This window comes from Microbacterium sp. (genome assembly GCF_051953575.1).
Taxonomy (GTDB): Bacteria; Actinomycetota; Actinomycetes; order Actinomycetales; family Microbacteriaceae; genus Microbacterium.
In genome coordinates, this window is the sequence record NZ_JBQCIP010000066.1 from 1 (window position 1) to 14,117 (window position 14,117).

9 protein-coding genes are annotated in these 14,117 nt (G+C 72.6%); 4 read left to right on the forward strand and 5 right to left on the reverse strand.

The features are described from left to right. Positions 1-871 (reverse strand): prephenate dehydratase (gene pheA / locus ACTHNQ_RS04830; protein ID WP_440331581.1); only part of this gene is annotated, 871 nt, incomplete at its 3' end. A 73-nt stretch (positions 872-944) separates the two neighbouring features. Between pheA and pgm the strand changes: the two genes are divergently transcribed. After that, a complete protein-coding gene (gene pgm, locus ACTHNQ_RS04835) occupies positions 945-2,588 on the forward strand; it encodes a phosphoglucomutase (alpha-D-glucose-1,6-bisphosphate-dependent) (RefSeq protein ID WP_440331583.1) in 1,644 nt (547 codons plus the stop codon). Between the two features lie 131 nt (positions 2,589-2,719). Here the strand turns inward: pgm and ACTHNQ_RS04840 are convergent, their stop codons facing one another. Continuing rightward, positions 2,720-3,001, reverse strand: coding sequence for a GlsB/YeaQ/YmgE family stress response membrane protein (locus tag ACTHNQ_RS04840; RefSeq protein WP_440331585.1), 282 nt, complete (start codon positions 2,999-3,001; stop codon positions 2,720-2,722). Between the two features lie 201 nt (positions 3,002-3,202). Between ACTHNQ_RS04840 and ACTHNQ_RS04845 the strand changes: the two genes are divergently transcribed. Then, a complete protein-coding gene (locus ACTHNQ_RS04845; protein WP_440331587.1) occupies positions 3,203-4,129 on the forward strand; it encodes a PmoA family protein in 927 nt (308 codons plus the stop codon). Between the two features lie 89 nt (positions 4,130-4,218). On the opposite strand, the gene ACTHNQ_RS04850 is transcribed toward ACTHNQ_RS04845, so the two are convergent. The 3 genes from ACTHNQ_RS04850 to ACTHNQ_RS04860 are packed head-to-tail and all read right to left on the reverse strand — an operon-like array spanning position 4,219 to position 11,107. Then, the gene (locus tag ACTHNQ_RS04850; protein ID WP_440331588.1) at positions 4,219-6,744 is read right to left on the reverse strand and encodes a glycoside hydrolase family 3 C-terminal domain-containing protein; all 2,526 of its coding nucleotides are present in this window, start codon (positions 6,742-6,744) and stop codon (positions 4,219-4,221) included. Beyond that, positions 6,741-9,059, reverse strand: a complete 2,319-nt coding sequence (gene yicI, locus ACTHNQ_RS04855; protein WP_440331590.1) for an alpha-xylosidase — start codon at positions 9,057-9,059, stop codon at positions 6,741-6,743. Before yicI ends, ACTHNQ_RS04850 begins: the two co-directional genes overlap by 4 nt. Continuing rightward, positions 9,056-11,107, reverse strand: coding sequence for a beta-galactosidase (locus ACTHNQ_RS04860; RefSeq protein WP_440331592.1), 2,052 nt, complete (start codon positions 11,105-11,107; stop codon positions 9,056-9,058). The genes yicI and ACTHNQ_RS04860 overlap by 4 nt, the downstream gene beginning before the upstream one ends. Positions 11,108-11,223: 116 nt before the next feature. Here ACTHNQ_RS04860 and ACTHNQ_RS04865 point away from each other — a divergent pair, with 116 nt between their 5' ends. Together ACTHNQ_RS04865 and ACTHNQ_RS04870 are read left to right on the forward strand one after the other, a co-directional pair. Continuing rightward, positions 11,224-13,623, forward strand: coding sequence for a glycosyl hydrolase family 95 catalytic domain-containing protein (locus ACTHNQ_RS04865; protein WP_440331596.1), 2,400 nt, complete (start codon positions 11,224-11,226; stop codon positions 13,621-13,623). Next, positions 13,623-14,117 (forward strand): LacI family DNA-binding transcriptional regulator (locus ACTHNQ_RS04870; RefSeq protein ID WP_440331594.1); only part of this gene is annotated, 495 nt, incomplete at its 3' end. The genes ACTHNQ_RS04865 and ACTHNQ_RS04870, both read left to right, overlap by 1 nt.

Sequence of the window (14,117 nt, forward strand, 5' to 3'; positions counted from 1 at the left end):
CGCGGGGGTACGACCCGAGGAACGTGACGCGCGGGCTGAACCGGCGCAGGCCCATGAGGGCGTCGGCCATGCGCTCGTCCTGCAGGTGCCCGTCCGCGTCGACGACGAACCGGTAGCGGCCGAGCTCGTCGCCGATCGGCCGGGAGGCCAGCAGCGACAGGTTGATGCCGCGCGTGGCGAACTGCTCCAGCATCTCCAGCAGCGCGCCGGGATGATCGTCGGGCAGCTCGACGATGAGCGACGTCTTGTCGGCGCCGGTCGGGGCGGGCGGGACCACCGTGCGCGCGACGAGCACGAAGCGCGTCACGGCGTTGGGGTTGTCGCCGATGTTCGAGGCGAGGAGCTCGAGCTCGTGGTGCTCGAGGATGCCGGGAGGGGCGATGGCGGCGTCCGCGTCGCTGGACCCGTCGAGCAGGCCCATGGCGCTGGCCACGTTGCTCGCGGCGGGGACGTGCGAGTGCGCGGGCAGCTCGCGCGACAGCCACTGCAGGCACTGGGCGTACGCCACCGGGTGGGCGGCGATGAGCCCGACGTCCTCGAGGCGGGCTCCGGGACGACCGACGAGCACGAACTCGACCGGCACGAGGTACTCCCCCACGATGCGCAGCCCGGGGATGGTCGCGAGCGCGTCCTGCGCGGTCGACACGCCGCCGTCGACGGAGTTCTCGATGGCGATCATCGCGGCGTCCGAGCGGCCCTCGACGACGTCGGCGAGCGCCTCGCCGACGTTGCGCACCGGGCGCCACTCGTGGCCGCGCGCCTCGGGGACCTGGGCGAGCGCCGCCTCGGTGAACGTCCCGGCGGGGCCCAGGTAGCTGTAGGTGCGGCGCACGGGGGCAGGGTCCTGGGTACCGGCGAGCTCGGGAGTCACGCGTGCCAGCCTATTCCGGTCCACTCGCGACGCGGACCGTGCGCGCGGGCCGAGAGCCAGGCAGACTAGGCGCATGAGTCGCGCAGGACAGCCCGCCGAACCTTCCGACCTCATCGACATCGATGAGCTGATCGCCGCCTACTACGACATCTCGCCAGACCCCGGGGTCGCCGAGCAGCGCGTGGTCTTCGGCACGAGCGGCCACCGCGGGTCGTCGCTGTCGGGCAGCTTCAACGAGGCGCACATCCTCGCCACGACGCAGGCGATCGTCGACTACCGCCGGTCGCAGGGGATCGAGGGGCCGCTGTTCCTCGGCCGCGACACGCACGGCCTGTCGCTGCCCGCCGAGCGCAGCGCGATCGAGGTGCTGGTCGCGAACGGCGTCGATGTGCGCGTCGACTCCCGCGACTCGTGGGTGCCGACGCCGGCGCTCAGCCACGCGATCCTCACGTACAACCGCGGGAAGGATGCCGCCGACCCCGGCCGCGCGGACGGCATCGTCGTCACTCCCAGCCACAACCCGCCGCGCGACGGCGGCTTCAAGTACAACCCGCCGAACGGCGGACCGGCCGACACCGACGCCACGGGCTGGATCGCGGACCGCGCGAACGCGCTGATCGCCGCGGGCCTGGACGGCGTGCAGCGCACGCCGTTCAAGGACATCGACGGCGACCGGCTCGGCGACTACGACTTCCGCGACGCCTATGTGCGCGACCTCGCGAACATCATCGACGTCGAGGCGATCCGCCGCGCGGGCGTGCGCATCGGCGCCGATCCGCTGGGCGGCGCATCGGTGGAGTACTGGGCGCTCATCGCCGAGGTGCACGGGCTCGACCTCACCGTCGTGAACCCGGATGTGGATCCCACGTGGCGCTTCATGACGCTCGACTGGGACGAGAAGATCCGCATGGATCCGTCTTCGCCGTCGGCGATGGCAGGGCTCATCGGCCGCCGCGACGAGTACGACGTGCTCACGGGCAACGATGCCGACGCCGACCGCCACGGCATCGTCACGCCCGACGCCGGGCTGATGAACCCCAACCACTACCTGGCCGTCGCGATCGACTACCTGTACTCGCACCGCCCGGAGTGGCCGGCGGACGCGGCCGTGGGCAAGACCCTCGTGAGCTCGATGATCATCGACCGCGTGGCCGAGTCGCTCGGCCGACCGCTGCTGGAGGTGCCGGTCGGCTTCAAGTGGTTCGTGCCCGGCCTGCTCGACGGCTCGGTCGCGTTCGGCGGCGAGGAGTCGGCGGGAGCGTCGTTCCTGCGGTTCGACGGCACGGTGTGGACGACCGACAAGGACGGCATCCTGCTGTGCCTGCTCGCATCCGAGATCATCGCGGTGACCGGCAAGACGCCGTCGCAGCGGTATGCCGAGCTCGAGGCCGAGTTCGGCGCCTCGGCCTACCAGCGGGTCGATGCCCCGGCATCCCCCACGCAGAAGGCCGCCCTCGGCAAGCTCTCCCCCGAAGCCGTCACCGCGACGGAGCTCGCCGGAGAGCCCGTCACCGCGAAGCTGTCGCACGCGCCCGGCAACGGGGCGGCCATCGGCGGGCTGAAGGTGCAGACCGAGCACGCGTGGTTCGCCGCGCGCCCGTCCGGCACCGAGGACGTCTACAAGCTGTACGCCGAGTCGCTGCGCGGCCCCGAGCACCTCGCCCAGGTGCAGGCCGAGGCCCGCGAGGTGGTGTCGCAGGCGCTCGAAGGCGTCTGAGCCCTCCAGGATCCGCGAAGGGGTACGTTTCCGCGGCGGAAACGTACCCCTTCGCGATTCCGAGGGCCCATCACGCAGCGAGCCCTCCCGCCGGTGGGCGGGAGGGCTCGCTGCGTGGGGTGGGCGTCAGGTCACGAACGCACGGCGCCGCGACGACGGGTGAACAGCACGTACAGGCCGAGCACGATGATCGCGCCGAGGATCGACCCGATGATGCCCGAGGGCTGCAGGAAGCCGCCGTTGGGGTCGGCGCCGAACAGCAGGTAGCCCAGGAACCCGCCGACGAACGAGCCGACGATGCCGAGCACGATCGTGAGCAGGATGCCCATGCTCTGCTTGCCAGGGATGATGGCACGAGCGATGAAACCCGCGATGAGGCCGATGACGATCAGGCCGAGAATTGTCCAGAGCATGATTCCTCCTCCTTCTCGTGGCGCCTTGGGGGTGTGCGGCGCCCGCTGTGAGATGGCCATGACGCTATCGCGCGGCGGTCGCGCAGGACTGCCTCTACCCAAAACCGCCCAAAAGCGGTACATTCCCGCGCCTGCACCATCCCGGCCGCGCAGATGAGACTTCGGAATGCGCTTACCTGCTCCGTCCACGACAATGGAGCCATGGCTGACCTTTCGCTGCGCTTCGACGACGCCGGGGCCTTCGTCACCGCATCCGGCATCGAGATCGCCCGGTACTCCTTCGACGGCGGCGGCCCCGTCGCAGAGGGACCGAAGCCGTACCTGCATCCCCTCCGCACCCTCGACGGCGCACCCCTGACGGCGTACCGCCCCTGGGACCACCGCTGGCACAAGGGCCTGCAGTTCACGTGGACCCACGTCTCGGGCGCGAACTTCTGGGGCGGCCCGACGTTCCGCCCCGGCAGCGGGTACGTGCAGCTCGACAACGTCGGACGCATGCGTCACGACGCGTTCACCGACGTGGTGGATGCCGGCCCGGCAGTGTCGTTCGCCGAGCAGCTGACCTGGATCACCCGGGCCGGCGATCACTGGATCGCCGAGACGCGGACCCACCGCTTCCACGGCGTCGACCCGGACCGCGGCCTGTGGATCCTCGACTTCGCGACGACGCTGCGCAACATCGCCGGGCACGACCTCGAGCTCGGCAGCCCGACCACCCAGGGCCGCCCGAACGCCGGCTACACCGGGTTCGTGATCCGCCTGCCGCGGGCGTGGACCGGTGGCCGGGTGCTCGCGTGCGGACTCCCCGACGATGCGGGCGCGGACGCGATCATGGGCGCCGAGGCGCCGTGGGTCACGTTCTCGGGCGAGCACGACGAGGTCGACGGCGGCGGCACGGTGATCGCCTATGCGGGCACCTCGACAGGCGGTCCCGCGATCCGCTGGTTCGTGCGCAACACGCCGACCCCGATCCTGGCGCCGTCGCCGTCGTTCGCCGAGCGCATCGTGCTGGCACCGGGCGACGAGCTGTCGCTCACCCACCGACACGTCTTCGGCGCCCACATCTGGACCCCCGACGAGACGCGGATGCTGGCAGCCGAACTCGCTCCCGGATCCGCGACAGCGTAGATTTCCGCGGATCCGCCGGCGGGAATGTACCTTCCGCGGATCCAGGCCGGCGGGAATGTACCCTTTCGCGGATCCGTGACAGGCGAGGGTCAGGCGGGCGTGACCTCCAGCCCCGCGGAGGCCGGCAGGTTCCACGCGGACGGGCCTGCGGCCAGGGTGTACATGCCAGGCTGCACGCGCAGCGCGCCCCTGTGCAGCCAGTCGTCGACGGCGCCCGGAAGGCGCACGGCGTCGTCCCACACGGCGAGGCGGTCGAGTCCGAACGCCAGCTCGACGTCGCGGGTCTCGCCGGGCGCGAGTCGCACACGTGCGTACGCCACCAGCAGGCGGCGAGGGGTGGGCAGCGGCAGGTCCCTCGGCGGGAGGGCATACAACTGCACGAGCTCCTCGGCGTCCCGCTCCCCCGTGTTGGCGACGCGCACCGTCGCCTGCACCGCGGCGTCACCGCCACGCGGCGCGAAGCCCGCGTGGCGGTGGGTGGGCGCCGGCGCGGGGGTGACGGCATCCTGAACCGTCACGGACTCGTACGACACCGAGGTGTAGGTGAGCCCGTGCCCGAAGGCGAACGCAGGCGCGTCGGGCTGGTGCCGGTAGGTGGCGCCCTGGCGCAGCGTGTCGTAGTCGAACAGATCGCCCGGCTGCTGCTCGGTGGCGGGCCAGCTCTGCGAGAGGCGCCCGGAGGGCTCGCGGTCACCCGAGAGCACATCGACGACGCCGTGGCCGAGCTCCTGCCCGCCATGACTCGACCACACGACCGTCTCGGCGTCGGCAGCGCCGTCGAGCACGTACGGGTAGCTCGACACGATGGTCAGCACGGTGCGCGGGTTGACCTCGCGGGCGGCGCGCCACAGCTCGGTCCACGCCGACGGCAGCCGCAGGTGCGGACGGTCCTCGGTCTCGCGGCCGTTCAGGTGCGGGTCGTTGCCGACCGCGACGATGACGGCGTCGGCGCGAGCGGCCGCCTCGGCGACGGCCTGGGCTCCCGACCACACGATGCGCACGCCGAACCGCTCCGCCGTCTCGAGCGTGACGGCCTCGGCGGCGAGCAGGCCCGAGTCACGGAAGGTGCGCACCCATCGGCCTGAGCCGAGGTGCAGCAGCGACACGGTGCCGTCGGCGTGACGGTGCGCGCGGAAGCTCTCCTGCACGACCCAGCCGCCCACGCGCGCGGCGTCGGCGCGCATCGGCCAGTGCCCGCCCGTCAGCAGCAGTCCGCTGGCGTGAGAGCGGAGGGTGAGGATGCCGTCGCCCCAGTCGGTCACGTCGAACAGCGCGTCCTCGGCCGCGCCGTCGGCAGCGGCCTCGACGGTCGAGCCGTCCGGAGCGACCGTGATGTAGCGGCCGTTGGAGGTCGCCCGGAGCGCCACGATGTCGGCGCCCGTGACGACCTCGGCCTCGCCGAAGCGCTCGGCGGCGGCCGCCCCGATGCCCACCTTGTACGGCGGAGTGCCGGCGTACCAGTCTGTGAGCACGAGGTCGGCGAGGGGGCCGACGACGACGACGCGTGCGGCGGAGGTCAGTGGCAGCACGCCGGCGTCGTTGCGCAGCACGACGACCGAGCGCACCACCGCCTCCCGCGCGAGCTCCCGGGCACCGGGAGCATCGATGGCGTCCGCCGTGATCCCCGCGTAGGGGTCGGCGTCGCCGTCGAACTCGCCTGTCCGGATCCGCAGTTCCAGCAGGCGCAGCACCGCACGGTCGACGTCGTGGGCGGTCAGGAGGCCCGCGGCGAGCGCCTCGGTCACGTGGCCGATCGTGGGCGCGGCATCCGCGTCGTTGTCGGTGAACGAGTCGAGGCCCGAGCGCACCAGTGCGGCCGCGGCGTGGACGTGGTCGGGCTGGGCTCTCTGGGTGGTCACGAGGAAGGTCGGGGCGCCGGCATCCGACACCACCGCGATCGACTCGTCGGACCAGGACCGCGCTTCGGCCACGAGCTCGGGCTGCGTGTGCGCGGGGATCCCGTTGACGCGGTTGTACGCGAGCATGATGCCGCCCGCGACGCCGGCCTCGATCGCTCCGCGGAACGCCGGCAGCTCCTCTTCGTGGAGCGTCCGCAGCGACATCTCGGACGAGGTCACCGACCGGTCGGTCTCGTTGTCGTAGCCGAGGAAGTGCTTGAGAGCCGGCACGGTGCGCCACACCCGCTCGTGGTCGCCACGGAGGCCCTGCGAGTACGCGGTGCCGAACACGGCGGTGACGTGGGGATCCTCCGAGTACCCCTCCTCGTTGCGCCCCCAGCCGGGGTGGCGCAGCGTGTTGACGACGGGCGCCCACACGTTGAGGCTCACGAGCGGGTTCTCGGCGCGCTTGGCCCGCACCTCGACGGCCGCGACCTCGCCGACGCGGCGCACGAGCTCCTCATCCCAGGTCGCGGCGAGCCCCACCGGCTGCGGGAACACGGTGGCCCGCCCGAGCCAGGCGGCGCCGTGAAGCGCCTCGCATCCGGTGCGCCACTCGGCCACGCCGAGCCTGTCGATCGCGGGCGCCGCCTGGTGCAGCATCGCGATGCGCTCCTCGGCGGTGAGCCGGTCGAGCAGGTCGCGCGCCCGCTCGGCGAGCGGCCGGTCGATCCGCCGGAACACCGGGACGTCGCTCGCCTCGGTCGCGTCGTTCATCGGGCCTCCTCCTCGAGGTCGATCGTGAGAGTGGATGCCGTCCCGCTGACGACCTGGTCGCTCACCTGCAGCGCCCACGGGGCGCGCACGTCGTCCGAGGTCGCAGTGATCGTGCCGCCCTCGCGGCGCACGCGGAACGAGGTCGGCGCCGTGCCGTCATGACCCGGCACGGTCGTGACGGCGTCGTACCCGTCGGGCAGCTCGAAGCAGCGCAGCGTCACGCCGTCGGCCCAGTCGTAGTCGGGGCGGCTGTCGTCGGCCCCGAACGGGAGCACCGTTCCCGGTCGCACGCGCAGCGGCACCGAGTCGTAGCCGTGCGTCTCGGTCACCCAGCGGCGGCCGTCGACGACCGAGCCGTCGAGCAACGACGTCCAGCGACCCTCGGGCAGGTAGTACTCGACCGTGCCGTCGGCGGTGAACACCGGCGCGACCAGCAGCGCCTCGCCGAGCATGTACTGCGTGTCGGCGTCGAAGCCCGACCGGTCGCCGGGGAACTCCAGCGCCATCGGGCGCATCATCGGCGTGCCGTCGGTGTGTGCCAGTTCCGCCGCGCCGGCGAGGTAGGGCATGAGCCGCATCTTGAGCGTGGTGAATTCGCGCGCGACGTCCACCGCCTCTTCGTCGAACGCCCACGGCACCCGCACGGTCGACGAGCCGTGCAGCCGCGAGTGCGACGACAGCAGACCGAACGCCAGCCAGCGCTTGAACAGGCCGGGGTCGGGCGTTCCCTCGAAGCCGCCGATGTCGTGGCTCCAGTAGCCGAAGCCCGACATGGCGAGCGACAGGCCTCCGCGCAGCGACTCGGCCATCGAGAGGAACGTCGAGTCGCTGTCGCCGCCCCAGTGCACGGGGAACTGCTGCGAGCCGGCCGTCGCCGACCGGGCGAACACGAGGGCGTTGCCGGCGCCCTTGTGGCGCTCCAGCCCACGGAACACGACCTCGTTGTACAGCTTCGCGTAGTAGTTGTGCATGCGCTGCGGGTCGGACCCGTCGTGCCACGTCACGCCGTCGACGGGGATCCGCTCGCCGAAATCGGTCTTGAACGCGTCGACGCCTTGGTCGAGCAGCCCCTGGAGCTTGCCGACGTACCAGTCGGCGGCATCCGGATTCGTGAAGTCGACCAGCCCCATCCCGGCCTGCCACATGTCCCACTGCCACACGCTGCCGTCGGTGCGCCGCAGCAGATAGCCGCGGTCGGCGGCTTCGCGGAACAGTGCCGACCGCTGCGCGATGTACGGGTTGATCCACACCGACACGTGCACGTCGCGCTCGTGCATGCGGGCGATCTGCCCGACGGGGTCGTGGAAGGCGCGGGCATCCCACTCGAAGTCGGTCCACTGGTACTCGCGCATCCAGAAGCAGTCGTAGTGGAACACCGACAGGGGGATGTCGCGCTCGGCCATGCCGTCGACGAAGGCGCTCACCGTGTCTTCGTCGTAGCTGGCGGTGAACGACGTGGTCAGCCACAGTCCGAACGACCAGGCCGGCACGCGGGCGGGGCGGCCGGTGAGGGCGGTGTACCGGCGGAGGACGTCCTTCGGCTCGGGGCCGTCGATGACGTAGTAGTCGAGGGATTCGCCGTCGACGGAGAACTGCACGCGCGAGTTGACCTCGCTGCCGACCTCGAACGACACGTGGCCGGGGTGGTCGACGAAGACGCCGTAGCCGCGGCTGGTGACGTAGAAGGGGACGTTCTTGTACGCCTGTTCGCTCGAGGTGCCGCCGTCCGCGTTCCAGACGTCGACCGTCTGGCCGTTCTTGACGAATGCGCCGAACCGCTCGCCCAGCCCGTACACGCGCTCGCCGGGCTCGATGGTGAGCTGCTGGTGCACCCACGTCGGGTCCCCGCCGCTGGGGCGCAGCGCCGTCTGCGGGCGACCGTCACCGGTCATGTGCCCGATCGACCGCGGGAGCGACGTGGTGAGCACGCGGCCGTCGCTGACGAACTCGACGCGCCACGGCCCGGTGCGCGCGACCCGCACGCTGAGCGACCCCGCCTCGAGCACGCCCCACTCGTCGTCGAGGCGCAGCGTGGGACGGAACCCTTCGGCGCCGTGGATCTCGAAGTCGGGTCCGCGGTGGACGGCGCCCGCGTGGTGCTCGACGTGCACCTTGACGACCCCGGGTGCGGGCGCCGAGAACACGACGGTCAGCATCGGGCGGTTGAGGGTGTCGCCGCGGTCGCGGATCACCGCCGTCGGCGCGTACACGCTCATCGTGCCCGCGGCCTCGTCGAGGCGGATGTCGTCGACCTCGACCGCATAGAGGGGACTGAACGAGGGCCTGGTGAGCCAGTAGCCATCGGTGAACTTCACTGTGCGTGCCTTTCGATGAGCACCATGGCGGCGCCGGGGGCCAGGATGGCCTGGCCGTCGACGTCCGCATCCGACAAGAGATCCCGCCGGGCGCCGGGCACCGACACGCGCCCGGTCGTCCGACCGTGGTTGAGAAGGAACAGGACCTCGCCGCGCTGCACGGCCTCGAGGCCGTCGGGCAGCACGCGGTCGGCGGTGGCCCCGGTGACACCGGCCACGTCGAGCGCATCGTCGAGCACGGCGCCGAGCGCGGCATCCTCGACGACCGCTCCGAGGTACCAGGCGGTGCCTGCGCCGACACGGTGGCGGGTGATCACGGGCGCGGCGTCGAGGTGCCCGCCGTCGAAGCGCGCCAGCACCTCTGCGCCGTCGGCGCGCAGCCGCTCGCCGAGCACGCCGGCCCGCAGGGCGGCCGTGGGGGCGGTCGCCCACGCCGGCTCGACGGCGAGGGCGGTCGGCTCGTCGGGCAGGCCGACCCACTCCTCGCCGCTCACCCCGACGAGGTCTCGCAGCAGCACGGGCGACCGGCCGAGCAGGATGGCGGCGTCGCGGTCGGCGACGCCCGAGAAGGGTCCGACGACGAGGCTCGCGCCGGCCTCGACCGCGGCGCGCAGGGCGGCGGCGGCATCCGCTTCGACGATGTACGAGTGGGGCACCAGCACCGCGCGATAGCCCGACACGTCGGCGCCCGGACGCACGAGGTCCACGGAGATGCCGCGTCGCCACAGCAGGCGGTGCCAGCGCCGCAGCTGTTCGACCGTGTCGAGCCGGTCGGTCGGGCGTCCGGGCTCGGACCCGGCCCACCACGACTCCCAGTCGAAGAGCATCGCGACGGATGCCGCCACCCGGGCGCCGACGATCGGCCGGAGCCGCCCGAGGTCGGCGCCGAGCGCGGCGGCGCCGCGGAAGACGTCGGTGTCGGGGCCGGCGTGCGGGAGCAGCGCCGAGTGGAACCGTTCGGCGCCGACCCGCGCCTGACGCCACTGGAAGAAGCAGATCGCGTCGGCCCCTCGGGCGACCGCCTGCAGCGAGTCGAGGCGGGCCCGCGCCGGCGTCTTGGGCAGGTTGTGGGGCCGGAACGTCACGGCGCTCGTCGCGTGCTCCATGAGCGCCCAGGGGCGGCCGCCGCCGAGCGAGCGCATGAGGTCCTGCACGAGGGCGATGTCGCTGGACGCGGTGGGGCTGCCGTGGTCGGGGTACTGGTCGTCGGCGATGACGTCGACCTCGTCGGCCCACGACCACAGGTCGGTGAGCGGCTCGAAGCCCATGAAGTTCGTGGTCACCGGCTGCGTGGCCCCGGCGGCCCGGATCGCGTCGCGCTGCTCGGCGAAGACACGCTGCAGCGCGAACGACGTGTACCGGCGGAAGTCCAGCGACTGGGCCGGGTTGACCATGTACGGCATGCGCCGCGGCGGCACGATCTCGTCGAAGTCTCGGTAGCGCTGGGACCACACCAGAGTGCCCCACGCCTCGTTGAGCGCGTCGATGGTGCCGTACTTCTCGCGCAGCCAGAGCCGGAACTCGCGCGCCGCCTCGGGGCCGAAGTCGATCTGGCCGAACTCGTTGCCCACGTGCCACATGCGCACGGCGGGGTGGGCGCGGTACCGCTCGGCGAGGTCGGTCGCGATCGCGAGCGCGTAGTCGCGATAGACCCGGGATGCCGGCGTGAACTGGTTGCGCGAGCCGGCGACGAGCCGCACGCCGTCGCGGTCGACCGGGAGCGTCTCGGGGTGGAGGATCCCCAGCCACGGCGGCGGCGAGGCGGTGGGCGTCGCCAGGTCGACCGCGATGCCGTGCGCGTGCAGCAGGTCCAGCACCTCGTCGAGCCACGCGAAGTCGCGCTCGCCCGGGCTCGGCTCGAGGCGCGCCCAGCTGAACACGCCGACCGTCACGAGGTTCACGCCGGCGCGGACCATGAGCTCGGCGTCCTCGCGCCACACCTCGGGCGACCACTGCTCGGGGTTGTAGTCGCCGCCGAAGCAGATGCCGAGGTCGGCCGTGAGCGGCGCGAGCGCATCGGGGGGACGCGGAGTCATGGTGCGGGCCATGGAGCGGGAACCTCTTCGCTGAGTCTCGGTCGGGCTGGTCTTTGGAAGCAGTCACGCGAGTTCGTCGAACTTTCGAAGCGCTTCAACACGGAGACCATATACTAAGCGTCGTGACGATGTCCACGCGCCGCGACGATGCGGTCTCAGCCACCGCCGCCGAGGCGCTGCACGTGCTGCGCGCGTCCACTCCGGCGGACGACTGGCTCGAGGCGTACCCGGTGGGCAACGGCATCCGCGGCGCCATGTGCGCCGGCCTCTCGGGCGGTGAGCGCCTGTGGCTCAACGACATCACCGCCTGGTCCGGCCACGCCGGCGCCGACGCCCTGGACGGCGTCGCGCTGCGCGGTGCGGGGGCCGTCGGTGCCGTGCGCGAGGCCCTCGACGCCGACGACCCCGGCCGCGCGGAAGCGCTTCTGCAGCGCATGCAGGCGCGATGGGTGCAGGCCTACCTGCCGCTCGGCCGCGTGCAGGTGGACGTCGAGCGGGATGCCGCACCCGGCTCCGTCGCGCGCACGCACGGGCGGCGCCTCGACCTGTCCACCGGCGTCGCCGCGCACGAGTACACGATCGACGCTGTCACCGTGCGCCATCGCACCTGGGCCGACCTCGTGACCGGCGCGATCATGCACGAGATCACCGCCGACGCCGCGGTGCGGGTGCGCGTCGGCGTGGACTCGCTGCTGCGGGCGAAGGCGGCATCCGCGACCCCTGACGGTGCGCTGGTGACCGAGTGGTGGCTGCCGGTCGACGTCGCGCCCGGTCACGAGCAGACCGGCGAGCCCGTCCGCTACGTCGAGTCGACCGGGCGCCACGGCGCCGTGGTGATCCGCCACTTCGACGCCTCCGACGTCGCAGGGGGCACGCTCGTCACGGCCCCGGCGCGCAGGCACCTCTTCGCCATCGGCACGGCCACGGCCCCCTCGATCCCCGGCGATCCCGACCCGGGCACGGGAGCCGCCGACCGCGCCGCGGCGCTGGTGGCCGGCATCCCCTCCTCCGATGCCGCCCGGCTGCGTGCCGCGCACGAGGCGGCGCACGGCGCCCTGTACGACCGGTGCGCGCTCGAACTGCCCGGGCTCGACGGCGACGTCGACACGGTCGAGCGGGTGCGTCGCGCGCAGGACCAGGACGATCCCGCGCTGGCGGCGCTCGCCTTCCACTACGGCCGGTACCTGCTGATCTGCTCGTCGCAGCCCGGCGGCCTGCCGCTCACGCTGCAGGGACTGTGGAACGCCGAACTGCCCGGGCCGTGGTCGAGCGCGTACACGACGAACATCAACCTGCAGATGGCCTACTGGCCGGCCGAGACCACCGCTCTCCCCGAGTGCCACGAGCCCCTGCTGCGGTTCACACGGCGGCTGTCCGAGACGACCGGCCCCGTCGTGGCCCGCGAGCTCTACGGCGCGGCAGGGTGGGTCGCGCACCACAACTCCGACGCCTGGGCGTTCGCCGCCCCCGTCGGCGCCGGCCACGGCGATCCGGCCTGGGCGAACTGGGCGCTCGGCGGGGTGTGGCTCGCGCTGCACCTGTGGGAGCACTACGAGTACGGCGGCGACCTCGACCGGCTGCGCGATGAGGCTTGGCCGGTGCTCGCCTCGGCAGCGGCCTTCGCACTGTCGTGGATCCAGGGCGACGACGAGCGCGCCTGGACGAGCCCGTCGACCTCGCCCGAGAACCACTATCTCGACGCGGACGGACACGAGCGGGGCGTCGCGGTCAGCGCCACCATGGACGTCGTGCTGCTGCGCGAACTGGCAGACGTGTGCCGCCGGGCCGGGGCCGCGCTCGGCCTCGACTCCGAGGTCTGGGTCGCCGAGCTCGCCGCGCGCACGGCGGCCCTCCCCGATCCGGGGACCACGCCGCGAGGCGACCTGGGCGAATGGGATCGCGAACGCGCCGAGGCAGAACCCCTGCACCGCCATCTGTCGCACCTGGTCGGGCTGTTCCCGTACACGCAGATCACGCGGGACGGCACGCCCGAGCTCGCGCGCGCCGCCGCCGAGTCCATCCGGCTCCGCGGCCCCGAATCGACCGGCTGGGCCCTCGCCTGGCGTGCGGCCATGCAGGCGCGACTGGGCGACGGCGCCGCCGTGCACGAGCACGTGCGGATGGCGCTGCGCCCCGCGGATGCGTCGGCCGGCGGCCAGCGCGGCGGCCTCTACCCGAACCTCTTCAGCGCCCACCCGCCCTTCCAGATCGACGGCAACCTGGGGCTCACCGCGGCGATCGCCGAGGCGCTCGTGCAGTCGGCGCCCGACGAGGCCGGGGCCGTGCGCGTGCGCCTGCTGCCGGCGCTGCCGCCGCAGTGGCCGGACGGCGCGGTGCGCGGCATCCGGATCCGCGGCGACGTGTCGGTCGACCTCGACTGGGCGGGCGGCCGCCTCGCGCGAGCGCGTCTTCGCGCGGGCGCGCGAACGGCGACAATGAATGTGTACGGACCGGACGGTCCGATCGGCACCTGCGATCTCGCTCCCGGGACCGCTCAGGTGCTCGACCTAGCAGGACGGGGAACCTGATGGTGACGATCGCGGACGTCGCGCAGGCGGCGGGGGTGTCGATCTCGACCGTGTCGTATGTCATGAGCGGCAAGCGCGCCATCTCGCAAGAGACGCGCGACCGCGTCGAGAAGGCCATCGACAGCCTCGGCTTCAGCCCGCACGCCGGAGCCCGGTCGCTGGCCTCGCGCTCGACGAACGTCATCGGCCTGCAGGCGCCGCTGCGCACCGGCGTCGACGTGCACGTGGTCATGCAGATCGTCACCGGCGTCGTCACGCAGGCGCGCAAGCACGGCTACGACATCCTGCTGCTGGCCAGCGACGATTCCAAGGCGCTCCAGCGCGCGGCCAAGGGGTCGATGGTCGATGCGCTCCTCGTCATGGACGTCGAATCCGACGACCCCCGCATCGACACGCTGTCGAGTCTGTCCCACCCCAGCGTGCTCATCGGCCTGCCCGAAGGGCGCAGGACCATCCCGTGCGTCGACTTCGACTTCGAGGCCGCCGGCTGGCTC